The organism is Bacillus sp. EKM501B (genome assembly GCF_011800505.1).
Classification (GTDB): Bacteria; Bacillota; Bacilli; order Bacillales; family Bacillaceae_G; genus Bacillus_A; species Bacillus_A cereus.
The window spans coordinates 90,621-113,877 of sequence record NZ_JAALFZ010000011.1; the positions used below are offsets into that span (position 1 = coordinate 90,621).

The window sequence follows — 23,257 nt, forward strand, 5'->3', positions numbered from 1 at the left end:
GATTGTAGATAATGTAAAAAAGGAGTGAATATTTATTATGTCCGACGTTCTGTTACTGAGTCGTTTTCAATTTGCAATTACTATTTTTTATCACTTTTTATTTGTACCTTTGACAATCGGACTTGTCATTTTAGTAGCATGTATGGAAACTCAATACGCCCGCACATTGAATCCAACATACCGTAAAATGGCAAATTTCTGGGGTAAATTATTTACAATTAACTTCGTAATGGGGATTATAACCGGGATTACGATGGAATTCCAATTTGGAACAAACTGGTCTGAGTACTCCAAATATATGGGAGACATTTTCGGATCACCTCTCGCAATCGAAGCACTCGTTGCCTTCTTCTTAGAATCTACTTTCATGGGAATATGGTTATTCGGTAAAGACAAAATTTCACCAAAGTTCCGTGCCTTCTGTATGTGGATGGTTGCACTTGGAACAAACATTTCCGCCCTTTGGATTATTACAGCAAACGGCTTTATGCAAAACCCTGTTGGATACGTCGTGCGTAACGGCCGCGCTGAATTAAATGATTTCTGGGCACTCGTTACGAATCCATACGCTTGGAACATGTTCTTCCATACTGTAGTTGGTTGTTATATCGTAGGTGCTTTCTTCGTTATGGCAATTAGTGCTTATCACTTATTACGTAAAAATGAAGTAGAATTCTTCAAAAAATCATTTAAGTTTGGTTTAATGTTAGGCTTATTCGCCGCAACAATTACACCGTTTATGGGACATCAATCTGGTGTATCAGCAGCTAAATATCAACCCGCAAAAGGTGCTGCGATGGAGGCAGTTTGGGAAACTGGAAAAGGACAAGGCTTCTCAATTGTTCAAATTCCTGATGTAAAAAATGAGAAGAACTTTGAATTCCTTACGATTCCAAAACTCGGAAGCTTCTTCTACACAAATTCATTTAATGGCGAAATTGTTGGTTTAAAAGATATTCCGAAAGATGAACGTCCAAATGTTAACCTCGTGTATTATAGCTTCCGCTTAATGGTTGCACTCGGCATGTTCTTTATGGCATTAACTTGGTATGGCTTCTATTTAAACCGAAAAGGAAAACTAGAAAACTCAAAACGTTATTTGAAAATTACAATATGGTCTGTCTTACTTCCTTATATCGCAATTAACGCAGGATGGATTGTCGCTGAAGTAGGTCGTCAACCATGGACAGTATATAAACTAATGCGTACAGCAGAATCTGTATCACCTATATCTGTCCCGCAAATTTGGTTCTCATTAATTAGTTTAATTTTATTCTACACTTTACTTTTAATCGCAGACGTATACTTAATGCTGAAGTTCGCGAAAAAAGGACCTGCCGCATTAGAAGAACCTGCTACTGAGGGAGGTGTAGCTCATGTCTCATGATATGCTTGCAATCATCTGGTTCGGTTTATGGGGCGTGATTTGGACAGTTTACTTCATTCTTGACGGGTATGCACTTGGTAACGGAATGATTTTTCCTTTCGTTACGAAAGATCGACAAGAACGAAATCAATTACAAGAAGCAATTGGCCCGTTCTGGGGCGGTAATGAAGTATGGTTAATTACAGCTGGTGGCGCAACATTTGCTGCCTTCCCAGTCACATATGCTAATATGTTTAGTTATTTATATACACCGTTATTCTTAGTATTACTTGCACTATTTGCTCGTGCCGCTGGACTGGAATTCATGCATAAAGATGATTCACCAATTTGGCAAAAAACTTGTAAATGGGCATTTGCAATTGGCAGTTTCCTAATCGCCTTCTTATTCGGTGTTACGTTCGCTAATCTTTATTACGGACTACAAATCGGAAAAAATGGCTATGAAGGAAATTTACTTAGCTTACTAAACCATTACGGTATATTAGGTGGTCTTTTCTTCACTGCTATATTTGTCGTATCCGGTGCCCTTTGGGTCATGATTAAAACGACTGGTGAAGTATCTGATCGTGCTTATAAAATCGCAAGACCATTTTCAATGGCAGCTGCTATTATTTTAGCTATCTTCTATGTAGCAACTGCTAATCGGACAAACTTATTCCAAAACTTTACGGAATATCCGGTACTATTCATTCTTCCAGTACTTGCAATGCTAATGAGTGTACTCGCACTTATTATGGTGTACAAACATAAAATTGGCCTTGCATTCACATTCGTTTGCCTAACAATCGCAATGTTTATGACAACTGGCTTTGCAGGTATGTTCCCAAGAATGTTACCATCTCGTATTAACGATGCATACAGTACAACGTTATATAACGCAGCTGGTAGTCAATTAAACTTAAAAATTATGTTCTTCGTTGCAATGGTTATGGTACCAATCGTTATTGGATATCAGCTTTGGAGCTACAGTATTTTTAAAAATAAAATTCATAAAGACTCTGCTAAAGGGTATCACTAAAGTAAAAAAAGACACTTCGTTTGAAGTGTCTTTTTTTGTACGTATGATTTTCGATAAGATGTTATATTTCTAATCTAACAACTATAATACAGAAGAATCATTAACAGCTCACAGCTAGAGTGTAACATACAACAAACATGTTACTTTATGCAATTTTGCATTTTAAAATTATAACGTTGATTGAATAACTTGATCATACGCATCATTATCCCTTACATCCGCCGTACTAATCCCGCTAAACGTTTGTACTTTCATTCCTGTATTTGATGATCCCGATCCATTATAAGCTTTCGTCTTTTCAATCGGCTGTACGTTATATTTATCCCCTACATTAATTGTTCCATTGCAGTTTTCAATAATAACACCTTCCACAACTGCCGGCATTTTGTCACCCACTTTCATTTCTTTACTTTTATTTTATGAAAATCGCCTAGAAAAATAGCATGTTTCAATAAGAAAAAGCACTCAATTTGAGTGCTTTTTCTTTAAGCATAAAGACAAGTTTGGAGACAGTTGACTTCTTCAAAATTTTATTAGGGGTAATATTTTGAAAAAGAAAGCCTTTCATATGTAGGTTAACACCACTGGAATATATAGTAAATTGATAATATTTATACGGAAGATTGCTAATGTTTAGTATAGATAGTTTACACTATGCTAACAGTGAAAACTATCTATACTAATAAAAAAAGGTGCCTTCAAAAAAGACACCTTTCAAAAACAGACACTATAAAACAGAATTATTTATTGTTATACGATTGTTAGATACAAAAAGTAGAGGGAAATGTTTGTATTAAATTCTGCTTTATAAAGTCTGTCTACAAATTATATTGTAATCCTCTTCATTTGAAAAAAAATATAATATGCACAATTGCATACAAAAAGAAAAAGCACTCTATTGAGTGCCTTTTCAACCATTTTACTTTTAATATATCGCTTTGAATATATTGTAACATATGTATCCATATATTTTATTGAGAAAATTCAAAATCCTTTTTCTTTCATTTTCACTTATAAAATCATGTAATATAAAAGGTATGTCAAATTCTTATACAAATTGAGGTGTACTATATTTATGATGTATTTCGGAATTATTCCTCTTATATTATTTATTATTTTTCTTATCTCATATTTAAAAGATCCGCGAAAAATAATAAACGGCTTTTTATTTAATTCCTTTGTCTGTTTTTTCCTTCTTTTTTGTGTGATTATATCTGTAAATTCAAGTAGTGATGTCCTACGCTATATTATAATTTTACCTATTTTAGCACTTCTTATTATGCTTCCTTTCGGTATTGTTGCTTTAATGTTTGGGCTATTTCTTAATGCTAGAATTTTAATGAAGCGAGAAGGAAGACGGTTCACTAACTGTTTAACACTCCTTGCTGCTTTAGGGATGTTATTCTTTATGTTACTCCCTATCATAAACCCAGCAAGTTTGGTCTCATCGCATTTAGAGCCTATTTTTGCAGCTATTTCTCTTATAAGCTTCTATTTCTTTATACACTTATCTAACTTCTTAAGTGCATATTTTTTATACCAATTCAACAGACCAAGACGTAATCAAGATTTCATCATCGTTCTTGGTAGCGGCTTAATTAATGATAAAGTACCACCATTACTTGCAAGCCGCATTAATAAAGCTATCGACTTCTATTGGAAACAAGCAGCTGTAAATACACCACCAACAATTATTTTCTCTGGTGGTCAAGGTCCAGATGAAGGTCTTCCAGAGGCAGAAGCAATGCAAAATTATGCTGTTGAAAAAGGAATTCCTCTTGAACATACGGTGCAAGAAAATCGCTCTGTAAACACATATCAAAATATGTTGTTCTCTAAAGAAATTATGGATTCTTTAAAACCTGAAGGTAAATATAAAAGTATTTTTACCACAAATAATTTCCACCTTTTCCGCGCTGGCATATACGCTAGACAAGCTGGTCTTAATAGCCAAGGAATCGGGTCAAAAACTGCATTTTATTACTGGCCTAACGCAATGATTCGCGAATATGTTGCGATTGTCGTAATGGGACGTAAGCGCCATATGAAAATATGTGGAACTATTTTAGGTTTCGCTTTATTCGTATCAATACTTAGTTTTATATTTTCTTAATAGCATCCCATCCTTTGAAAGGATGGGATTTCTTATACTGATTTCAAAAATATTTTAAAGATAATATGATGATAATATTCCCTGCATACATCCATTAAAGGAGAATTTTTTCAAATTAAATGTTAAAATAAAATTTAGGTGTGAATGACGTAACAAATAAGAAACTAGTTTGAAACGAGGAAATTATATGGAGAAAATTATCAAAAACAAGCCCAATAAGCTAAAAATTGCTTCAAAAGCTTTGATGATTATTATTGGGGCATTTATCACAGCGTACGGATTAGAAGCAGTATTAATTCCAAATAACGTATCAGACGGTGGTGTGACTGGTTTAAGTATCGTTAGTTCAAGATTATTTGGATTGCCATTAGGAGCTCTAATCGCAGTTATTAACATTCCTTTCGTTTGGTTAGGGTATAAGCAAATCGGTAAAAGCTTTGCGATTTATTCTATTATCGGAATTGCTTCATTAGCAGTAGGTACCGTTGTCATGCACGGAATACCAGCTATTATTGAAGGCGATACATTATTAGTTACAGTTGTTGGTGGTATTATCATCGGTTTTGGTATGGGACTAGCATTACGTAACGGTGGGGCATTAGATGGAATCGATATGCTTGCTGTATTGCTTTCTCGTAAGTTACCATTTGGAACGAGTGACCTTATTTTATTCTTAAACATGTTCGTATTTATTTTCGTATCAACGGTATTCGGTCTTCAAGGAGCTATCCTTTCGGCAATTGCTTACTTTATCGCTTCGAAAGTGATTCATATCGTTGAAGTTGGTTTAAGTGGTTCAAAAGCATTTAAAATTATTACAAAAGAGCCTGAATTAATGGTAGAAACAATTCGCGATCGTTTAGGCCGAAGTGCAACATATAACGAAGTATACGGTGGTTATTCAAGAGAGAAATTCAAAGAAATTTCTTGCGTAATTAACCGTTTAGAAGAAAGTAAAATGAAAGAACTTATTAATGAAATCGATCCACACGCCTTTATTACAGTTTATGACGTAGCAGAAGTAAAAGGCGGTAATTTCAAGAAACGTGATATTCATTAATCGTTATATAAAAGAGGGTGTGCCAAAATTTTGGCACACCCTCTTTTTATTATTAAGTTGCTATCGTTGTCAGTTTTTGTCGGTAAGTCGATATATTTCAATAATCGCTGATATATTTTGAGTTGTGGTCGATATATTCCAATAATCGCTGATATATTTTTACTTCCCCCCTTATGCCTAAATCGTACCAACTGAAAGGGATTAATTCCCATAACAAAAAAAGACCAAAAAGCAATTTACACTTTTCGGTCTCTACACTATCTTCTCTTCGTAATCTTTCCTGAACCACCGACCCTCGTTTTCGGAGGAGATGTATTCCTTGGCGGCGTTTTAATAGATGATTTTGGCTTCACATCTGATCCGCTTGAACCGCCTGGTGTTTTCGTAATTTTCCCCTTGCTTCCAGTAGAAGGTGGGGGCGTCGTATTACTTCCTTTTTCAGTAATACTTCCCTTATCACCTACTGATGGTTTCGAATCTACATTATCGCCTCGCTTAATGATAGATCCTTTCCCTTCCTTCGTAATTGGAGGTGGGGTTTTCTTTTCTTCTTTCGTAGGTGGTCTTTCTGGAATAACTGGTTGATGATTTTGTCTGTCATTATATCCTCGGTAATCACCGGATGATGATCTTTTTGAACCGAATATATCGTTTAATATGCTACCCATAATATATCCTTGCAAGAAGGACGGTTGGTAATTTTGACGGACAAATTCTTTATTACTTATTTCAATTAACGTATCAGATGGTTTCTCTTTATCCTTTTGCAGGTTATAAATCTTATCAGAATAAACGAGGAACATTTGATTTTCGTCTTCTTTAGATGCTTGCTTCGGTTCTCTTTCGTTAATGAGTTCCTTCGCTACTTCAGGAACTGACCGATTGGCGGCCCTATACACGTAAGATTCTTGTTTACCTTCCTTGGCAACAGATTCAAGTGGATAACGGTCTTGAATCGACTTTGTCTGCCCGCCTTGACAACCTGATAAGGCATAACCAGCAACAACAAGTAATATAACGATAGCAAGTATAGGGATTACAAACGATTTAATCATGGTAAACAATCGGTTTGACATGATTACGCCCCCTTACGTTGCTCTTATAATTTGTACATCAGCAGGAATGATTGCTTCTCCCTCATACATCATTGTGCGACCATTTTGCCATTCAATACGCAATAATTTTCGATTGTCTGATTGGAATTCCCATACGTGCTGTTCTTCTGAAGCTGAGAATGGAGTTTTTCCCATAACAACAACACGTCCGTTATATTGTTCTTCCATATGGTACTCGGTATCATCCATTTCAATTGTCGTCGGAATTTCATCAATTGAATCTAAGCGACCATCAATTGGTGTATATAATTTGTAATACGTATTTTCACGATCTTCAATTTTTAAATAACGAATGTCTTTTCCATCTTGCAATGTCAAAACAATTTCCTTACGCGAATGCATACTCGTTTTCCCAATTAATTCATACATAACTAATGACACTTCAATCATATCGCCAGGAGCTAACGTTAAAAGACTCTTTTCCGGCTTCGGTGGCTCTGGGCTTTTCATTATATTTTTAATTCGTTTAAATAAACTCATGATCTACCCCTCCTTTTCTCTTTATAAACAAGCACCTAAAATTAGTGCACCAACAATATGTAATGATCCGGCTAACATCGCATGTGCAACGCTACCTTCTTTCGTACCTTCTTCTAAATCAAGACCAGACATTTTCTTTAATACAAATTCGATAAACATTTCTACCACTAATAAAATAACGAAAGAAACTGCTGAAGCAAGAAGTGCCTGCCATAAGTCATTTGCTTTCGTAATTGATTGAGATAAAATGTACCCTTGTGCAAATAATTTCATAATAAAACGAGTTGTTACAGCTGTATTTCCATTTTTAATTTCTTTTAAATCATTGTATTTTGTAAAAATTGAATCAACCCACATAATTGCAAATAAAAGTACTGCACTCGCTCCAGTCCATACAAGCATGGCAACTACATTCATCCATGTCATTGCAAAACCTCCTCTAAATATAATAGAAAACCGACATGAATATATTTAGACATGTCGGTTCATTTGTCTTTATTCTATATTATTTCTCATACTGCTTCATAATACGAGCTAATTCATCGTCAACAGCAGAATTTTTGTTTAAGCTTGCGAATTCATCATCTAATGATTTTTCTTTCTTATAAACTTCACCGCTTGCTTCTGCTTCAGCCTCTAATTGAAGAGCTTTCTCTTCCATACGGCTTAAACCAGCTTTTGCTGAGTTTGAATCAAATCCAGACATCGCCTGATTAATATTCTTTTGTGCTTTCGCCGCATTTACACGCGCTACAAGTGTCTCACGTTTATTTTTCAGCTCATTTAATTGCTTACGCATTTCTTCTAGCTTTAGGCGCAGGTTATCAGCAGCAGCTTTATTTTGCTCATAGCTTGCTTTATACTCATTCATCTTTTGCTCTGCATTTTGTTTTTCTTCTAATGCACGACGCGCAAGATCTAGGTTATTAGCTTGAACAGCCATATGAGCTTGCTCTTCACGTTTTTTCACAAGTGCTTCTTGCTCTTCAAATAATATTTTGAATTTCTTCTCAAGCGCGATTTGAGCTGCTACACTTTTCTCAGCTTCTTGTACATCCGCTTGCATATCGCGTAAATATTGATCCGTCATCTTAACTGGATCTTCCGCTTTTTCAATTAATGAATATACATTCGACATTGTTAAATCTCTTAATCGTTTGAATACAGACATCTAAATTCCTCCTATGATATACCTCATATTTCAAATTCACTACTTGGAAAACTGAAAAATCTCCCTTTACAGTAAAGAATATTCATTTTTACAGCCTATGTGTTTATTATAACAAAACTAATATGTCCTTACATGTTATTTCCAAAATACATCCATTATAATATGACATTCTATATACAATATTGTATTTCTAATATATTCTCATTATCCCTCTTTGAAATTAACTTACTTTTGTGCAATTTCACTAAATTACATAAGTGTAATGTTACTGTAAGCTAACTCGATAGTTGCATTCTGATATTTCTTATACACTAATACCAGAAGCAACAAACAAGCTTCTTCACTTGTAAGCAATAATACAAAAATTGTATTTAATATAAAACATATAAAAGGAGAAATCATCATGAAAAAATTAGTAGGAATCGGATTAGCAGCAGCAATTTCACTTGGAGCATTATCAGGTTGTTCTTTATTAGGAGAGAAAGCGAACGGTTTTGTACTGTACGGCTCAGAAGAACAAGTTCAGCAAATTACAGATAAAAACAAAAAAGAAGTGAAAGAAAAAGACTTCTATAAAATGAAAATGACAACATTAGATGGTAAAAAAGTTCTTGTAATGGATAAGAAAACTGGTGAGGAACTAGTGAAAAAAGAGTTACTTAGCAAAGTTGATGAAAAAGACAACACGAAACCACTTGATAAATTACCAGCTGTAACAACAGAACAAGGTGTATTATTTGCAAAAGAAAAAGTAGAAAATGCTACACTTGATGGAGCGAAATTAAAATATGAAGGCAACACAATTATCGGAAGTGGCCGTGCATATACAGATATGTATGCGATTGTCGATGACGCAACTTACAACAATGTAAAAGGTGATGAAAAATCTGTAGGTGTATTAAAATTTGATAAAGACCCAAGTAAAGAATTCCCTGGTTACAACGGCGTCGAAGCTTCTCAACTTGTAAAAATTAAAAAGTAAAACAAAAAAGCTTTGCGACATTCGCAAAGCTTTTTTCTATTTATTATGAGCAACTTGTTCCATATCTGGACTACAAGTTTTCGACTGACATGACTTATTTAAAGAACATGCTGCGCATTTTCCTTTTTTACTTCTCTTTACAAAATTAACTAACGTGTATGCTGCATAACCAAAAATGATAGCTCCAATTATAATATTGACCATCATTATACATCTCCTTTTAGAATCCTAGTAAAGATCCAACTTGGTATATAATAAGCGTTAATACATAAGCAACAACAAGCGGGTAAACGACTGAGAAAATCGTCCATTTCGCTGATCCTGTTTCACGTTTAATAACAGCCACCGTCGCTAAACATGGAACGTATAATAAAATAAAGAACATAAATGCATAAGCTGATAATGCTGTATAATGTGCTCCCATTACGTTTCCAAGCACATCTTCTTTAACTGCATAAATAATTGCCATTGTTGAAACGACAACTTCCTTCGCTAAAAATCCTGTTAAAAGGGATGCTGCAGCTTGCCACGTTCCGAAGCCGAGCGGTGCAAATAGCGGTGCGATAAATCCACCAATCATCGCTAAGTAACTGTCTCCCATATCAACACCAAATCCTGATGGACCTGCATAGTTTAATAACCAAATGACAACCGAACCACCAAAGATGAATGTACCAGCTTTACGAACAAATCCTTTTCCTTTCTCCCACGTGCTCAGCCATAATGTTTTCGCTTGTGGCACACGGTAAGGCGGTAATTCAATTACGAAAATAGACTTTTCCGCTTTCAAAATCGTAAGAGACATAATTTTTGTAACTAATAACGCAAGAACAATCCCTGCAACATATAAAGAAAATACAACAGTCGCCTGACTATGCGGGAAGAATACGCCCGCAAATAATGCATATACAGGTAATCGTGCTGAACAAGACATAAATGGTGTTACTAAAATGGTAAGTAAACGTTCTTTCTCCTGTTCAATCGTTCTCGCAGCCATAATACCTGGAACGTTACATCCAAAACCGATAATCATCGGAATAAAAGCTTTTCCGTTTAAGCCGAAAAACTCCATAATTCTATCCATAACAACTGCAATTCGCGCCATATACCCTGAGTCTTCTAATAATGAAATGAAAAAGAATAGTGCAAAGATTTGTGGTACGAATACTAATACAGCACCAACACCGGCAATAATACCTTCTGTAACGAGTGCTTGAATAAAATGAGAAGCTCCAATACTTGTAAGTCCAGCCGTCACCCAATCCGTAAGCTGGCCACCAAAAAACTCATCTAACATATCAGATAAAGGTGTACCAATCCACGTAAACGTAACCTGAAAAATAAAAAACATAACTGCTAAAAAGATTGGAAGTCCTAAAATTTTATGTGTAATTAATCTATCAATTTTTTCTGAAAAAGGAATTTTTCCTTCTTTCTCATGCTTCATAACATTTGTTTTTAACTTTTCAATATACGCTTCACGAGTTTTGTAAATGTGCTCTTCTAACGTACAATCAAGTTCTCCTTCTAAGCGAGATCGAATGGCTATGAGTTCCTTATAAATTGGTAATGCTTTCATTTCTTTTTCTACTACTTCGTTATTGCTTAAAAATTGAAGTGCTAACCATCTCGGATGCTCGTAATTCGCTGTCTCTAAAAGAGCAATTACTTCTCCAATTCCTTCATCCATTTGTACACCATATGAAATAAGGAATGGCTTTTTCTCTTTTTTGTCATTTTCTTTAAGAGTCGTAAGCAGTTCTTCACAGCCTTTTCCACTTCTTGCAACAACAGGAACGACTGTTACACCTAATAGTTCTGATAATCGTTTTACATTAATGACAATTCCTCTTTGCTTCGCCACATCAACCATGTTTAAACCAATTGAGACTGGCTTACCAAATTCAAGTAATTGCAACGTTAAATGCATATTTCTTTCAAACTGCGAGGAATCTACGATATTTAACATATGATTAAATTCTTCTGTTAATAGAAAGTTTGTTACAACACCTTCATCACGTGAAACTGGATTTAAATCATAAACACCTGGTAAATCAATTAATGTTCCTTGTCTATCTTTTAATTTACCAACCTTCTTTTCTACTGTTACACCGCTCCAGTTTCCTACATACTCATAAGAACCAGTAAGTGCATTAAATAATGATGTCTTCCCTGTATTCGGATTCCCTAGCAAAGCTACCTTATTCACGCTAATTCCACCTTTATCATTTTCGCGTCACAATGACGAATACTAATTAACTGTCCACGACACTCCAATGTACAAGGACCTTTGAACATCGCTTTCTGTTTCAGGCGAAGTTCGCTTCCTTCAGCAAGACCGAAAGCAGCTAGTCTACGCTTTAATAGCTGATCTAAAGACTGAATACTTTTTACTAACACTTTCTCTCCAATTTTAATATCTACTAAACTCATAACCTTCCCCCTCAGAAGAGAATGATAATTATTTTCAAAAAAATTATACCACACCCAATTTCTCTTGTACTATACCCTTTTGCTTCATATTTATTAACATTTCGCTACAATTCTATTTCAATTATTGTCATACTGTATTCGTTTGCCATTCTCATCCATTTCGCTTACAATAAAAAATAGCAAATAAAGAATCTCGTTATCACTGGGGGAGCCATGCCGCTGAGAGGGAACACTTCGTTCCGACCCTTCGAACCTGTTAGTTAATGCTAACGCAGGGATTGTGCAAACGTCCGAAATACATACCTCATTTTTATTTACGTATTTCGTATCCTCCTATGATATCTATTCTTTTTTGTACAACTTGGATTTAGGGGGAGACAACATGCGTAACACTAATTTACAAGCGATGATCGAATCTGCTATTCTTGCAGCCTTCGCCATGATTATCGATATTTTACCATTATCACTTAAACTTCCAACAGGCGGTTCTATCTCATTCGCTATGATTCCTATTTTTATTATCGCTTACCGCTGGGGCTTTAAATCAGCTTTCTTAGGTGGTTTAGTTTGGGGACTATTACAAATAGTCGTGGGGGATGCTTACATTTTAACACCTGTTCAAGCATTCATTGAGTACTTCATTGCCTTTGCTTTTATCGGATTTGCTGGCTTATTCTATCGTCCAATTCAAAAAGCACTTTTAACGTCTAATGAAAATAGTGAAGAACATTCAAGTTTAGGTAGTCGCAATGAAAAACCTTCAGCAAAACAAAACCATGGTAAGAAAATCCTTGTTTACATTATCCTTGCTACATTTGTCGGTAGCTTTGCTCGCTATTTCTGTCACTTTATTGCCGGTATTATTTTCTGGGGACAATATGCGCCGAAAGGTCAATCAGCTGTGTTATATTCATTAATCGTAAATGGAAGTACAATGCTTGGTTCTTTTATTTTATGTACAGTTTTACTTATATTTTTATTCCTCACTTCCCCACGCTTATTCAAAAGCATCAGTGCTTATCAAATGAATACACAAAAAAAGGGCGCTTAATGAGCGCTCTTTTTTCATATCGTAATATTAATTAAAAATACAATAAATGCGCAAAAGAAAATAAATACCATTATACTTAGCCAATTGCTATGCACGGTTCATCGACTCCTTACATAACCTCATTTTCTAACCAGATTATATCGCTTAAAAATAAAGATTAGGTAAAGATAATATGAAAATAAATTAAAAAAAGCGTAGCATGCATTATCTACGCTTTTTTCGGTAAGTAAAAGTAAAATAATACACCGTCTTCTGTATTTTTCACTCCATATTCAGCATCGTGTAATTCTAAAATATTTTTAGAAATAGCAAGCCCAAGTCCCGTCCCACCTTGTGAACGCTGACGAGCTGTATCCACTCGATAAAAACGATCCCAAATTTTATCTAATTGTTCTTCTTCAATGTGAGTACCTTTATTTTCAATGCACACTTTTATACGATCCTTCTCATCTATTGTAGAAATAATAATATCTTCTTTATTTGGTGTATAACGTATGGCATTCGTAATGAAGTTAACGATGACTTGTTCAATCCGGCCTTGATTTGCAATCACTTCAAATGAATGTATATTTTTATGAACATGAAGTTCTTTTTTCTCTATTTCCACAGATAGATGTTCACATATATCTTCAATTACTGTATCAATATAAAACGAAGACTTTTTCATTTTATATGTACCAGATTCAAATTTAGCTAACTCAAGCATATCCAAAATTAAAGTATCCATTTTGTCTACTTCTCTCTCCATCGCTTGAAAATAATACTCTTTTTTATGCTCAGCTACCCCGTCTTTTAAAATGGAAATACAACTTTTCATAATACTTAGCGGTGTTTTTAATTCATGCGAAACACCAGAAATGAATTCTTTCCGTGTATTTTCTAACTTTCTTTCCTTTTCAATATCTTCTTCTAACTGTCCAATATGGGAATGGAGTTTATTTGATAGCACATTAATATTTTTCGATAAATCTCCAATTTCATCTTTTGAAGTAATCGGTATTTTTTCTGTAAAATCTAATTGTGCTATTTTCTTCGTCGTATCATTTATTTTTAATAACGGTTTGGCAATTTGTTTTGAATAATAGAACGAAGCTAAAAAAATAAGAACAACTACAAATGCAATGATATAGATATAGTAATCTTGCACCATTTGTACAGCTTCATCTACGGGCTGTAAAGAAGCCATCGCATAAATATATGTTACTGATCCGTCTTTTTCTATTGGCTTAATTAATAATTTATATTTAATATCATTTTTCTCATAGTCCATTGTTTGTGTTGTATATTGTATGGGCTTGCTCTCTTTTAATAATAAATTAGTTTGAAATTCTTTTATGCTATCTAAGAAGATGCCATTTTTATAAATTGGATTCACAGGACCTTTTACATCTGGTAACTGTACTTTTGTAACACGTCCTCCTATGTAAACATTTAATTCTTGAGCAGCTTGCTCCTGAACAGCTGGTTTCTTTTCCTTAACAAGTTGTTCCTCAACTGCTCTCTTTTTCTCCTCATTTAATTTGCTCATTTTCTCATTAAATGCTTTTTCTAACGGTTTATTAGATCCACTTAAATTCTGCTTAGATAAAGAAAAAGAGAATGGAATAAAACTATCTTCTTTTCTCACTCCAGAAAAATAAATTTCTTGCCCTAAAAACTGCTCTGATAATTTATTATCAATTTCCTCTATATTGACGAGATTACCTAAGGGAATTTTAAATATTTGTTGTCCAAAGCTCTTTTGTTGCCTACGATCTATCGTTACTTCAAAATAAAAATCATCTGCATGTTTTAAATTCCCGTTCTTATCTAATGTCGTAATCCACGTATTATTTTCTCTTAAAAAGTCTTGCTCTAGTTTCTGAATTTCTTCTGCATTTCCTGCATAATTTAAATAATTCTTCTCAAAAGAATTTAAATTCACTTTAATATCTTCCACTTTTCGATTCGCATAATATTGTTTAAAAAATATCGTTTGTCCAATAAATATCGTCGCTAAAATCAACATACATAATGCTGTTGTAAGAGTAAATAATTTTAGTACAATTCCTTTCTTCATACATTCCCCTCAAATTTATAACCAGTTCGTACTACAGTTGTAATATACTTTGCTTTCTCTCCTAATTTATTTCTTAAATTACGAATATGGCTATTCACCGTTCGATCATCGCCAGCAAATTCATATCCCCAAATTCTTGAAATGAGTTGCTCTCGCGTTAAAACGATTCCTTGATTTTTCATGAAATACACCAATATTTCAAACTCCGTATGCGTTAAACTAACATCTGCCTCATCAACAGTAACAGTACGCGACGGAAAATGGACATGGATGCCATGAATCGATAACGTATCATCTTCGTTCTCTAAAGGTTTCTTCGATGCTTTTCTACTTTCTAATAATCGTTTCGCTCTTGCTAATAAAATTGGAGGACTATACGGCTTCGTCACATAGTCATCTGCTCCAAGTTCAAAACCAAGTAACGTATCGTCTTCATCTACACGCGCCGTCAGCATAATAATAGGCACCTCGGACGTCTTCCTAATCCTTCGGCAAACAGACCATCCATCGAGTTCTGGCAACATGATATCTAAAATAACTAAATCAACCTCTTCTTCTTCAAATACAACTAAAGCCTCTTTCCCGTCCCTCGCTTCAAACACTACATATTGTTCACTTAAAAAATAATCTTTTAATATTTCACGTAATATGTCTTCATCTTCAACAATTAAAATGTTTTTTGACATAACTTATATATCCCCCTCTCGCTTTCAGAAACTATAATTTCACTTTGAATAACTGCCAGTTAACTTCGCCTCGATAATATATCTATCTGGTGCATCCCCTATATAATCAAATGGGTAACAAGTTGTCAGTGTTAATATCGGTTCTTCTTTTTTTATAATAACAGTACGATCATCCGCATGAGTAATCCATGTCTTTTGAATTTCATATGTGTACGTTTTATTATCATACTCTAAAACAAGGGTATCCTTTTCTTTCAACTCTTCTAAATCTGTAAATACAGTATCTCGATGTCCACTCAGTACAGTATGTCCCCCTCCAGATGGAGTTGTCGTTAAATCACTAACGAACATACCCACTCCTTTTTTCAAAGTCATATCATCTGCTCCCCAATATATAGAAAACTTCTTCTTTATTTTCGGTATGTTTAACATCGCTACCTTTTCTCCTTCTTTATGTTCTGTTTGAGAAGAAGGCACTTGAGAAGTTACAGGTGTTTCATGAGAAAGTTGAGTACCTTGTATATTTTTAAGGCTCTTTATTTCTTCTGCCGTTAATTGCCCGGCAGAGCTTCTTCCTTTATACCATTCCACAGCATAATAGGATCCCATGAATAGCCCTATAGCCATCAATATGATACCGATATAATTGAGTAACTTCATTCTTCATTCCTCCATGCCAAAAATGGTAGGAGTAACCTACCATTTTTAATATATGAAATTATCCCATTCTTTATAGGAAAATATTTTATTTACGCTTTAATCTTATTGCGACGATTCAAACCAAATAATGTACCTACCGCTACAAGACATGCACTTAATCCCATCATTGCTACATTATTTGATGCTGTATTTGGTAATTTTTCACCTTGTACAACTGGCTTTGCTTCTTCTTTTTTAGCTACTTCATTCTTTTGCTCGGCTTTTATCGCTGCTTCTTTTTTGGCCATATCGTTTTTTAACTGTTCTTGCGCTATTCTCTTTTTCTCTTCTTCACTTTTTTTCTCAGCTTTTATTGCTTCCTCTTTTTTAGCCATATCATTTTTTTCTTGTACTTGTGCCGCTTGCTTTTTCTCTACTTCACTTTTTTGCTGTTCCTTAATTGCTTCTTCTTTTTTAGCTTTATCCTGTTGTACTTGCGCTTCTTCTTCCTTTGTTACTGTTCCAGTATCCGCACTCGCTACTGAAGAATATCCTACTGTTAAAAGTGCCATTGCACAAATTGGTAATAGTTTCTTTTTCATTTTCACTCTCTCCTTAAATTTTATTCACATCTACTCGCATCGGATGTATTACTAGAATAAGCAAGAGATATAAATATAAGATGCAGATGAAATATATTTCATTTAAAGATTTCATTGTAGAAAAAGAAAAAAACATCGCAATATGTACGATGTTTTTTCGGGTGTGTGTCTCAATTATTTACATGTTACTTTCGCGTGATTTGGAAGTAGAACGGGCCGGAGCGATAACTAATTGTCTCGGCTCAGTTTTCTTGAAGTGATTTTTGACGTTACACTTACGACGTTGAACAACCCACGCTTTAATAGGGTTTGTTAAAATAATCTTTTGCTCTTCGTTAGGGGCCTCTTCTTCAAACCTACAACTCTCGCTCCATTTATTCCATTTCATTGTAAATTTAGAAGAAGAATGATCATCTTCACGATCAAACAAGTGCAAAAAATCTATTTTTCCATCTAGCATTACGGTGTTACTAGTCGCTAAAAAAGAAAAGGTCGTCCAACGTTTCTCCATGCCCTCCTACTCCTTTTTCACATATAGAGTGCCTAAAACTTAATTTACCTAAAATATGCTTGCCTTTTACCTTACACCCATAGTTTATCCAAAATGCTCTTATGCAACTATCGATTTGCCTTACAACTACCTTACATTTTTGTAAGAAACAAAAAAACCTTCACTCTATATAATGAAGGTTTCTTACTTTTTATCTATATGATCTCTCATATCATCAAGTCCAGCTTCTTTTAGCTGCGACATCATACCGTGCGAAATTGCTCCTAACACTAAAGTCATTCCAATTAATGAAATACGAATCGCAGGTACATCAATTACGTAAGCCAACAGGCCAAGAACAATTGTTAAAAGTAATGCTTTTATAAATGTTACACTTGTGTACTGTTTCTTCTTCATCATATTCACCCTTCATGGAAGCGTTTTCTTAATAAACTTAGTATATCATATCATCAGATGATTTTGTCGTTACCTTTGTAAAAAATTACTATCTCCTTTGACTTTTTCTATTCTATCCTTTACAGTCGGAATGTTCATAAGTTTTACACTGTAGGAGGATTACAATGAATATTGAAATAAAAGACACTTTAATTTCTGAAGAACAATTACAAGCAAAAGTTAAAGAATTAGCACTTCAAATCGAACGTGACTTTGAAGGAGAAGAAATTGTAGTTATCGCAGTATTAAAAGGTTCATTCGTATTTGCTGCTGATTTAATTCGTAACATCAAAAATGATGTAACAATTGACTTTATTTCTGCATCTAGCTACGGAAATCAAACAGAAACAACAGGAAAAGTGAAACTACTAAAAGATATCGACGTAAACATTACTGGGAAAAACGTAATTGTTGTAGAAGATATTATCGATTCTGGTTTAACACTTCATTTCCTAAAAGATCACTTCTTTATGCATAAACCAAAAGCACTCAAGTTCTGTACATTACTTGATAAACCAGAACGTCGTAAAGTAGACTTAACAGCTGAATATGTTGGCTTCCAAATTCCAGACGAATTCATCGTTGGATACGGTATCGACTGTGCGGAAAAATATCGTAACTTACCATTCATTGCTTCAGTTGTAACGGAATAATCGTATAACTTAAAAAATCGATAGTACATAAAATGTATATCGGCGATTTTTTAAATATATCGACTTACCGACAATAACTGACAATCTTAGCACCCAATTAATAGGGAGAAGCTGTTCTAAAATACATGGGAACAGCTCCTTTCTTTCCATTACAAACTACAGGGAGAGATGAAATATGACAAAGACAAAATTTGAAAAAGTACTCCTCATCGTAAATCCGAAAGCTGGTCAAGGTGACTTACATACAAATTTAACGAAAATCGTACCACCTCTTGCCGCAGCTTTTCCTGATCTACATATCCTTCATACGAAAAAACAAGGTGATGCAACAAAATATTGCCAAGAGTTTGCTAGTAAAGTAGATTTAATTATCGTCTTTGGTGGTGATGGAACAGTATTTGAATGCACAAATGGCTTAGCACCTCTCGAAACTAGACCTACACTTGCAATCATTCCAGGTGGAACTTGCAACGACTTCTCTCGCACACTTGGTGTTCCGCAAAACATTGCAGAAGCGGCAAAACTTATTACAAAAGAACATATAAAACCAGTTGACGTTGCAAAAGCAAATGAACAACATTTCTTAAACTTCTGGGGCATTGGACTCGTATCTGAAGTATCAAACAATATCGATGCAGAAGAAAAAGCAAAGCTTGGTAAAATTGGTTACTATTTAAGCACAATTCGAACTGTAAAAAATGCTGAAACATTCCCAGTAAAAATTACTTATGACGGACAAGTATATGAAGACGAAGCTGTCCTTGTCATGGTTGGAAATGGTGAATATCTTGGTGGTATTCCATCCTTTATTCCGAACGTAAAATGTGATGACGGAACACTTGATATTTTCGTAGTCAAATCAACAGGTATTCAAGCATTTAAAGATTACATCGGAAAGAAACTATTTGAAGACTCAAATGAAAATGACATCTTCCACGTAAAAGCGAAATCCATTCATATTGAAACGAAAGAAGAAAAAGAAGTAGATACAGATGGAGAAAGCTCGCTTCATACACCTTGTCACATTGAATTATTACCAGGACACTTTACGATGATTTATAATCCTGCGGTTGTGTAATAAAAAAACGAGTGCTAGCACTCGTTTTTTCTCTTCTAATCTAGTTATATTGTTGGATCATTTCCTCTATTTCTTTAACTCTCTCTAAAGTAATTCCATTTCTTTGTTCGATCGCTAAAGGATGCTCGGTTGGCTCTAATTCAACATACGGTGCCATTCCAACTTCTCTTATATGTACATTTGTTTTTAAATTTAATGTTTCTGGATAAACTGGTATTTCTACAGATAACCAACCAAAATAAGGATCACTATTTTCTCGGCCTCTTTCATCCCACTTTTCTAATACTTCATCATAACTTTCTTTACTAAGTGATACCCACACAGTCCATATGAAATTTTCGTGGTAGTCAATTATAGGAATCTCTAAACATCCTCTAATAAAATAATGTTCACCATCCATTACACAAAGATCTGATGTTAAATGGAAGCGTTCCTCTCTTTCATGGGGCGCTACCTCGTAATAATAATATGGTGCTTCACTTCCGTAGCATAGAGGTAGTGCAAAACGATGCATTTGTACTTTTTCTCCGGATTTTCTTCTTCTTTTCATTTGTCATTCTTTCTCCTATCCTTTTCAGTCACAATCAAACTCTACCCAATTTCTCCAATGCGTATTAGCATTTTCATTCACAATAACACTTGGATCTTTCTTCTCTATTGCAGCGGCTACTGATTGGAAGAATTCATTTTCACTTACTTTTTCGTCTTCAACATGTTTCCATTCTTCCGTTTCATACGCTACTTCCCAGTCGCCTTCTAAACCGAACTCTTCTAAAATTTCTCCTTTATCCCACCACAATAATTTTTGAGCTTCCTCATTAGTAGCAAGCATACGCATAAAGTATGTTGGATAATGCTCTGTCGTTTGTACTTCTATTCCATTATTTATATAATCCTCTTCTGTAAATTCATATTCAAAATGATGCTCGCGAATTTTTAAACTGCCGTTATAAATATTCGGTATAAATTCACCTTCATCATCAAACAACTCATAATCGCCATTATTTAATTGTAAAATGCAATCATCACCCATTGAATGAGTAATTCTATCGCCATATACTTGAATATCATTACATACACCTAATGAACCTACACCCACAATTTGAAACACCATTAGCCAATCCTTAGCATCTTTAAAGAAAAGAGAGAATTTCACTTGTGAAATATCCATATATTCATTATCAAAGGCAGGAAATTCATAGTTACTTTGCTTTTTATCTAATAACCTTAAAATCTCTTTTTGCACATGTATCACCTTTTCATTAATATTATCTAACGTTTACCGTGCTCTCATGTAGCTAGAAAAATTCCTCTTTCATCACTATTCGTATACTCAATCTATCTTAACAAAAATGCTTTTCCTACTTCCATCATATATAGGCCGTACACCGATTCCATTTCTCTTACTTACGCATATATTGGAATATTGTTGCTTCTAATGCAGTGTGTTTTATTTTTGCTCGGAGGTGTTATAAATCGTGTTCGAATGTAAGAACGAACTAAGTCTCTCTAATATAGAAAACTTAAAATATAATTCAAACATTCCTATAATAGTAATAGCCTTCAATAACCTTACTTATGTGAAAAATATGTTAAAACAATTAGAAAACAAAAAGATAAAAAGTGAAGATATATGGATTTGGGACAATAATTCAACCGCTCCCGCTTTGCTTGCTTTTTATGAGCAAATATCAACTAAATATAATTTAGTGAAAAATAATGCCAACTATGGACCACGTTTTTTTGCCGTTCCTTATATTTTCGATTTACTTCCAGATTTTTTTGCTGTAACTGATCCTGATTTATCTTTTAATGAAAAAATGCCAGATAACTTTTTAGAGTATTTAAAGCAGTTAACAATCGAGCTTTCACTCTTTAAAGCCGGCCTTGCTTTAGACATTATACCTACTTCTAATTTCAACAGAGAGCTCATGTCAAATGAAAAATGTACAGTAACAGAATGGGAAATGCAGTATTGGCTTTTTCCTATAACTAAATACAATAACCCTAAAGTTTTCAACGCTGGAATTGATACAACTTTTGCTGTTTACAATAAAAAATTTATTAGTAACGGTTTTTATAATGCCGTAAGGGTAGCTGATAATTTCACCTGTAAACATTTACCCTGGTATAAAGACAATATAATTTCAGAAGAAGAAAAAAATATGCTAAATACGAAATGGGCTAACTGGCACTAATAAAACGAAACGTTATTCAGTAGCAGATATTACTACAAATCGAAAACCTACTTTACAGCATATGTAATAATTCAAAAATAGCTTGAATGGTTTCAAGCTATTTTTTATCAAATTTCCTCAATACTATCCAATTGAGTCTTATAACATTCATCACACTCTGGCCTCGTAGGAAGAATCCCTCTTTCATCAGGTAATAAAACCCTCAAAACTTCTCGATCCATCTCTACGAAAGACTTCATAATAATGGGATATCCTTCAATAATATTCGTATACTCAATCCCTTGTTCAAACTTTTTTCCGCTCTTTATTTCTTCTATTATGGTACAAAAAACACTATGCGCGACTTCAGGATCCATATTTAATGCTATTTGTAAATCTTGATGATTAAAGTTATCTCTTAGACCATGCGTATGATAATTAGCATGGATGCCATCAATATCTTCTGCTAATATGCTATGCATGTACCATCCATACTCTTGTAGCATATTTTCTTCCCATTCATCTGCATCCTCTTCTAAATCTTCATCAAACAAATTCGGATCATACCACACGTCCTCGTAATCTCCAGCAATTAAAAATCTCCAACCAGGTGGTAACCCTAAATACTTCTTTATTTCAGGTGCCCATTCATCAATATGTTGAACGTGTAAAGGAAGAAAGAAATCTTCTTCTGTCCCCATTTCTTCACCAGCCCAAATGTACCAACCTGTCGTTCCATTTTCTATAGGCATTCGTAACCCATTAATCGGAGCGATACCATCTTTCACATTTTGCGCTATTCCTAATTTCAAATCATTCGGAGATTCTACATACTCCGCTTTATATTTATCACATATACTCTTCTGTTCTTTTATGTATTTTTCCACCCTTTTAGCACACTCCCCAATTTTTGAAAGATAGATTTCTTTGCCGAAGCACTCTCTAACTTCCATACCCCACACGGATTATAAAATGGATCCTCTTGTTCATATATATCAATTTCAAAGCCAATCTCTTTCTCCTTATGGTGCATAACATTTCCCGCTAATATATAGTTACTTTTACTCACAACTTCTTGTATTAATTCTGTTCTATCTTTCCATAAACCAGGTACTCCAATAACGATTTGTGTCTCCATCATATGCACTCCACTTCTCATCTATTTTCAATCTATTCTTTCAATCTTCCAAACTAAATTAGCTGGGATATCTTTCTCTAAAAAGGTTAACATCCATACAGTTTAGACATCCTACTATGATTAAAATCTCCAAATATAACACTCCATGTGTACATTTATATTTATTTTCGTTTACATACTATTGTTATTCATAATCCATTTTAGCTAATAAACAAACGAAAGAGAACTAGGTGGATTAATGTTTACTTAAAAATATTAAATTACATTTCGAACAAAAAGGAGCTGAATTTCCTCTTCTAATTTTTGTATCACATTTTGGACAATATACATATCGTTCCTCTACCTTTTGTCGTTCTATCATGTGTAAAGATACTATTTTCATACTGCACATAATTCCAATTAAGATAAGGCTAAAAATGAGTAGCACAACGCTCTTCCTCCCTTAACTACTTACCTATATTTCACCATT

Annotated in this window: 28 protein-coding genes and 1 riboswitch; of the genes, 9 read left to right on the forward strand and 19 right to left on the reverse strand. The window is 34.3% G+C overall.

Annotated elements, in window-relative coordinates:
* Positions 1–37 precede the first annotated feature (37 nt).
* Both cydA and cydB read left to right on the forward strand, forming a co-directional pair.
* Positions 38–1,387, forward strand: a complete 1,350-nt coding sequence (cydA, locus tag HFD78_RS19620) for a cytochrome ubiquinol oxidase subunit I (protein WP_001286194.1) — start codon at positions 38–40, stop codon at positions 1,385–1,387.
* Positions 1,377–2,405, forward strand: coding sequence for a cytochrome d ubiquinol oxidase subunit II (gene cydB, locus HFD78_RS19625; protein ID WP_000017662.1), 1,029 nt, complete (start codon positions 1,377–1,379; stop codon positions 2,403–2,405). The genes cydA and cydB overlap by 11 nt, the downstream gene beginning before the upstream one ends.
* A 168-nt stretch (positions 2,406–2,573) precedes the next feature.
* On the opposite strand, the gene HFD78_RS19630 is transcribed toward cydB, so the two are convergent.
* On the reverse strand, positions 2,574–2,807 hold the full coding sequence (locus tag HFD78_RS19630; protein ID WP_002062565.1) for a spore germination protein: 234 nt from the start codon (positions 2,805–2,807) through the stop codon (positions 2,574–2,576).
* 673 nt (positions 2,808–3,480) lie between these two features.
* Here HFD78_RS19630 and HFD78_RS19635 point away from each other — a divergent pair.
* A complete protein-coding gene (locus tag HFD78_RS19635) occupies positions 3,481–4,518 on the forward strand; it encodes a YdcF family protein (protein WP_000990101.1) in 1,038 nt (345 codons plus the stop codon).
* Positions 4,519–4,705: 187 nt separating this feature from the next.
* A complete protein-coding gene (locus HFD78_RS19640; RefSeq protein WP_000411244.1) occupies positions 4,706–5,578 on the forward strand; it encodes a YitT family protein in 873 nt (290 codons plus the stop codon).
* 257 nt (positions 5,579–5,835) lie between these two features.
* On the opposite strand, the gene HFD78_RS19645 is transcribed toward HFD78_RS19640, so the two are convergent.
* The 4 genes from HFD78_RS19645 to HFD78_RS19660 form a co-directional block, all read right to left on the reverse strand.
* Positions 5,836–6,654, reverse strand: a complete 819-nt coding sequence (locus tag HFD78_RS19645; RefSeq protein WP_000071185.1) for a DUF4247 domain-containing protein — start codon at positions 6,652–6,654, stop codon at positions 5,836–5,838.
* A gap of 12 nt (positions 6,655–6,666) precedes the next feature.
* Positions 6,667–7,173 (reverse strand): DUF4178 domain-containing protein, encoded by a 507-nt coding sequence (locus HFD78_RS19650; protein ID WP_000051744.1) that lies wholly within the window; start codon positions 7,171–7,173, stop codon positions 6,667–6,669.
* 21 nt (positions 7,174–7,194) lie between these two features.
* Positions 7,195–7,599 (reverse strand): DUF350 domain-containing protein, encoded by a 405-nt coding sequence (locus tag HFD78_RS19655; RefSeq protein WP_000220087.1) that lies wholly within the window; start codon positions 7,597–7,599, stop codon positions 7,195–7,197.
* A 79-nt stretch (positions 7,600–7,678) separates the two neighbouring features.
* Entirely contained in the window at positions 7,679–8,344 is a 666-nt protein-coding gene (locus HFD78_RS19660; RefSeq protein ID WP_000110280.1) for a PspA/IM30 family protein, read from the reverse strand.
* Positions 8,345–8,747: 403 nt separating this feature from the next.
* Between HFD78_RS19660 and HFD78_RS19665 the strand changes: the two genes are divergently transcribed.
* Positions 8,748–9,326 (forward strand): lipoprotein BA_5634 family protein, encoded by a 579-nt coding sequence (locus HFD78_RS19665; RefSeq protein WP_000737502.1) that lies wholly within the window; start codon positions 8,748–8,750, stop codon positions 9,324–9,326.
* 36 nt (positions 9,327–9,362) lie between these two features.
* Here HFD78_RS19665 and HFD78_RS19670 read toward each other — a convergent pair whose 3' ends face one another.
* From HFD78_RS19670 to HFD78_RS19680, 3 genes are read right to left on the reverse strand one after another with little or no spacing between them, the layout of a single operon-like run.
* The gene (locus tag HFD78_RS19670; protein WP_000989593.1) at positions 9,363–9,533 is read right to left on the reverse strand and encodes a FeoB-associated Cys-rich membrane protein; all 171 of its coding nucleotides are present in this window, start codon (positions 9,531–9,533) and stop codon (positions 9,363–9,365) included.
* Positions 9,534–9,546: 13 nt separating this feature from the next.
* The gene (gene feoB / locus HFD78_RS19675; protein WP_001044850.1) at positions 9,547–11,535 is read right to left on the reverse strand and encodes a ferrous iron transport protein B; all 1,989 of its coding nucleotides are present in this window, start codon (positions 11,533–11,535) and stop codon (positions 9,547–9,549) included.
* Complete coding sequence (locus HFD78_RS19680; RefSeq protein WP_000060512.1) at positions 11,532–11,759, reverse strand: FeoA family protein; 228 nt, start codon at positions 11,757–11,759, stop codon at positions 11,532–11,534. Before HFD78_RS19680 ends, feoB begins: the two co-directional genes overlap by 4 nt.
* A gap of 194 nt (positions 11,760–11,953) precedes the next feature.
* A riboswitch (TPP riboswitch) is annotated at positions 11,954–12,055 on the forward strand.
* Positions 12,056–12,141: 86 nt separating this feature from the next.
* Here HFD78_RS19680 and thiT point away from each other — a divergent pair.
* Complete coding sequence (gene thiT / locus HFD78_RS19685) at positions 12,142–12,810, forward strand: energy-coupled thiamine transporter ThiT (RefSeq protein ID WP_001246585.1); 669 nt, start codon at positions 12,142–12,144, stop codon at positions 12,808–12,810.
* A gap of 208 nt (positions 12,811–13,018) precedes the next feature.
* Here thiT and HFD78_RS19690 read toward each other — a convergent pair whose 3' ends face one another.
* The 6 genes from HFD78_RS19690 to HFD78_RS19715 form a co-directional block, all read right to left on the reverse strand.
* Positions 13,019–14,869 (reverse strand): sensor histidine kinase, encoded by a 1,851-nt coding sequence (locus HFD78_RS19690; protein WP_087967184.1) that lies wholly within the window; start codon positions 14,867–14,869, stop codon positions 13,019–13,021.
* Positions 14,866–15,555, reverse strand: a complete 690-nt coding sequence (locus tag HFD78_RS19695) for a response regulator transcription factor (protein WP_000041848.1) — start codon at positions 15,553–15,555, stop codon at positions 14,866–14,868. Before HFD78_RS19695 ends, HFD78_RS19690 begins: the two co-directional genes overlap by 4 nt.
* Positions 15,556–15,594: 39 nt before the next feature.
* A complete protein-coding gene (locus HFD78_RS19700; protein ID WP_000771596.1) occupies positions 15,595–16,215 on the reverse strand; it encodes a class D sortase in 621 nt (206 codons plus the stop codon).
* 89 nt (positions 16,216–16,304) lie between these two features.
* Positions 16,305–16,796, reverse strand: coding sequence for an LPXTG cell wall anchor domain-containing protein (locus tag HFD78_RS19705; RefSeq protein WP_098219774.1), 492 nt, complete (start codon positions 16,794–16,796; stop codon positions 16,305–16,307).
* A 178-nt stretch (positions 16,797–16,974) separates the two neighbouring features.
* The gene (locus HFD78_RS19710; RefSeq protein WP_098219777.1) at positions 16,975–17,307 is read right to left on the reverse strand and encodes a hypothetical protein; all 333 of its coding nucleotides are present in this window, start codon (positions 17,305–17,307) and stop codon (positions 16,975–16,977) included.
* 183 nt (positions 17,308–17,490) lie between these two features.
* Entirely contained in the window at positions 17,491–17,706 is a 216-nt protein-coding gene (locus HFD78_RS19715; RefSeq protein ID WP_002001286.1) for a hypothetical protein, read from the reverse strand.
* A 161-nt stretch (positions 17,707–17,867) separates the two neighbouring features.
* Between HFD78_RS19715 and hpt the strand changes: the two genes are divergently transcribed.
* A complete protein-coding gene (hpt, locus tag HFD78_RS19720) occupies positions 17,868–18,395 on the forward strand; it encodes a hypoxanthine phosphoribosyltransferase (protein WP_001019298.1) in 528 nt (175 codons plus the stop codon).
* Between the two features lie 175 nt (positions 18,396–18,570).
* Positions 18,571–19,473, forward strand: a complete 903-nt coding sequence (locus HFD78_RS19725; RefSeq protein ID WP_000167895.1) for a diacylglycerol/lipid kinase family protein — start codon at positions 18,571–18,573, stop codon at positions 19,471–19,473.
* 40 nt (positions 19,474–19,513) lie between these two features.
* On the opposite strand, the gene HFD78_RS19730 is transcribed toward HFD78_RS19725, so the two are convergent.
* Together HFD78_RS19730 and HFD78_RS19735 are read right to left on the reverse strand one after the other, a co-directional pair.
* Positions 19,514–20,023: a DUF2199 domain-containing protein gene (locus tag HFD78_RS19730; protein ID WP_000830212.1), complete on the reverse strand. Its 510-nt coding sequence runs from the start codon at positions 20,021–20,023 to the stop codon at positions 19,514–19,516.
* A gap of 24 nt (positions 20,024–20,047) precedes the next feature.
* Positions 20,048–20,719, reverse strand: a complete 672-nt coding sequence (locus HFD78_RS19735; protein WP_001168352.1) for a DUF7003 family protein — start codon at positions 20,717–20,719, stop codon at positions 20,048–20,050.
* A gap of 232 nt (positions 20,720–20,951) precedes the next feature.
* On the opposite strand from HFD78_RS19735, the gene HFD78_RS19740 reads away from it, so the two are divergent.
* A complete protein-coding gene (locus HFD78_RS19740; RefSeq protein ID WP_000461059.1) occupies positions 20,952–21,671 on the forward strand; it encodes a glycosyltransferase family protein in 720 nt (239 codons plus the stop codon).
* 107 nt (positions 21,672–21,778) lie between these two features.
* Here the strand turns inward: HFD78_RS19740 and HFD78_RS19745 are convergent, their stop codons facing one another.
* The 3 genes from HFD78_RS19745 to HFD78_RS19755 all read right to left on the reverse strand — a co-directional run bounded on the left by HFD78_RS19745 (position 21,779) and on the right by HFD78_RS19755 (position 23,215).
* Positions 21,779–22,537 (reverse strand): DUF4262 domain-containing protein, encoded by a 759-nt coding sequence (locus tag HFD78_RS19745; RefSeq protein WP_000417356.1) that lies wholly within the window; start codon positions 22,535–22,537, stop codon positions 21,779–21,781.
* Positions 22,522–22,791 (reverse strand): hypothetical protein, encoded by a 270-nt coding sequence (locus tag HFD78_RS19750; RefSeq protein WP_000970753.1) that lies wholly within the window; start codon positions 22,789–22,791, stop codon positions 22,522–22,524. Before HFD78_RS19750 ends, HFD78_RS19745 begins: the two co-directional genes overlap by 16 nt.
* A gap of 232 nt (positions 22,792–23,023) precedes the next feature.
* Positions 23,024–23,215 carry a hypothetical protein gene (locus HFD78_RS19755; RefSeq protein WP_097813958.1) on the reverse strand — a complete coding sequence of 64 codons (192 nt, stop codon included), beginning with the start codon at positions 23,213–23,215 and terminating at the stop codon, positions 23,024–23,026.
* Between the last annotated feature and the right edge of the window lie 42 nt (positions 23,216–23,257).

Coding starts and splice junctions, on each gene's coding strand:
- cydA (WP_001286194.1), top strand. CDS start 38: ATGTCCGACGTTCTGTTACTGAGTCGTTTTCAATTTGCAATTACTATT.
- cydB (WP_000017662.1), top strand. CDS start 1,377: ATGTCTCATGATATGCTTGCAATCATCTGGTTCGGTTTATGGGGCGTG.
- HFD78_RS19630 (WP_002062565.1), bottom strand. CDS start 2,807: ATGAAAGTGGGTGACAAAATGCCGGCAGTTGTGGAAGGTGTTATTATT.
- HFD78_RS19635 (WP_000990101.1), top strand. CDS start 3,481: ATGATGTATTTCGGAATTATTCCTCTTATATTATTTATTATTTTTCTT.
- HFD78_RS19640 (WP_000411244.1), top strand. CDS start 4,706: ATGGAGAAAATTATCAAAAACAAGCCCAATAAGCTAAAAATTGCTTCA.
- HFD78_RS19645 (WP_000071185.1), bottom strand. CDS start 6,654: ATGTCAAACCGATTGTTTACCATGATTAAATCGTTTGTAATCCCTATA.
- HFD78_RS19650 (WP_000051744.1), bottom strand. CDS start 7,173: ATGAGTTTATTTAAACGAATTAAAAATATAATGAAAAGCCCAGAGCCA.
- HFD78_RS19655 (WP_000220087.1), bottom strand. CDS start 7,599: ATGACATGGATGAATGTAGTTGCCATGCTTGTATGGACTGGAGCGAGT.
- HFD78_RS19660 (WP_000110280.1), bottom strand. CDS start 8,344: ATGTCTGTATTCAAACGATTAAGAGATTTAACAATGTCGAATGTATAT.
- HFD78_RS19665 (WP_000737502.1), top strand. CDS start 8,748: ATGAAAAAATTAGTAGGAATCGGATTAGCAGCAGCAATTTCACTTGGA.
- HFD78_RS19670 (WP_000989593.1), bottom strand. CDS start 9,533: ATGATGGTCAATATTATAATTGGAGCTATCATTTTTGGTTATGCAGCA.
- HFD78_RS19680 (WP_000060512.1), bottom strand. CDS start 11,759: ATGAGTTTAGTAGATATTAAAATTGGAGAGAAAGTGTTAGTAAAAAGT.
- thiT (WP_001246585.1), top strand. CDS start 12,142: ATGCGTAACACTAATTTACAAGCGATGATCGAATCTGCTATTCTTGCA.
- HFD78_RS19690 (WP_087967184.1), bottom strand. CDS start 14,869: ATGAAGAAAGGAATTGTACTAAAATTATTTACTCTTACAACAGCATTA.
- HFD78_RS19695 (WP_000041848.1), bottom strand. CDS start 15,555: ATGTCAAAAAACATTTTAATTGTTGAAGATGAAGACATATTACGTGAA.
- HFD78_RS19700 (WP_000771596.1), bottom strand. CDS start 16,215: ATGAAGTTACTCAATTATATCGGTATCATATTGATGGCTATAGGGCTA.
- HFD78_RS19705 (WP_098219774.1), bottom strand. CDS start 16,796: ATGAAAAAGAAACTATTACCAATTTGTGCAATGGCACTTTTAACAGTA.
- HFD78_RS19710 (WP_098219777.1), bottom strand. CDS start 17,307: ATGGAGAAACGTTGGACGACCTTTTCTTTTTTAGCGACTAGTAACACC.
- HFD78_RS19715 (WP_002001286.1), bottom strand. CDS start 17,706: ATGATGAAGAAGAAACAGTACACAAGTGTAACATTTATAAAAGCATTA.
- hpt (WP_001019298.1), top strand. CDS start 17,868: ATGAATATTGAAATAAAAGACACTTTAATTTCTGAAGAACAATTACAA.
- HFD78_RS19725 (WP_000167895.1), top strand. CDS start 18,571: ATGACAAAGACAAAATTTGAAAAAGTACTCCTCATCGTAAATCCGAAA.
- HFD78_RS19730 (WP_000830212.1), bottom strand. CDS start 20,023: ATGAAAAGAAGAAGAAAATCCGGAGAAAAAGTACAAATGCATCGTTTT.
- HFD78_RS19750 (WP_000970753.1), bottom strand. CDS start 22,791: ATGATGGAGACACAAATCGTTATTGGAGTACCTGGTTTATGGAAAGAT.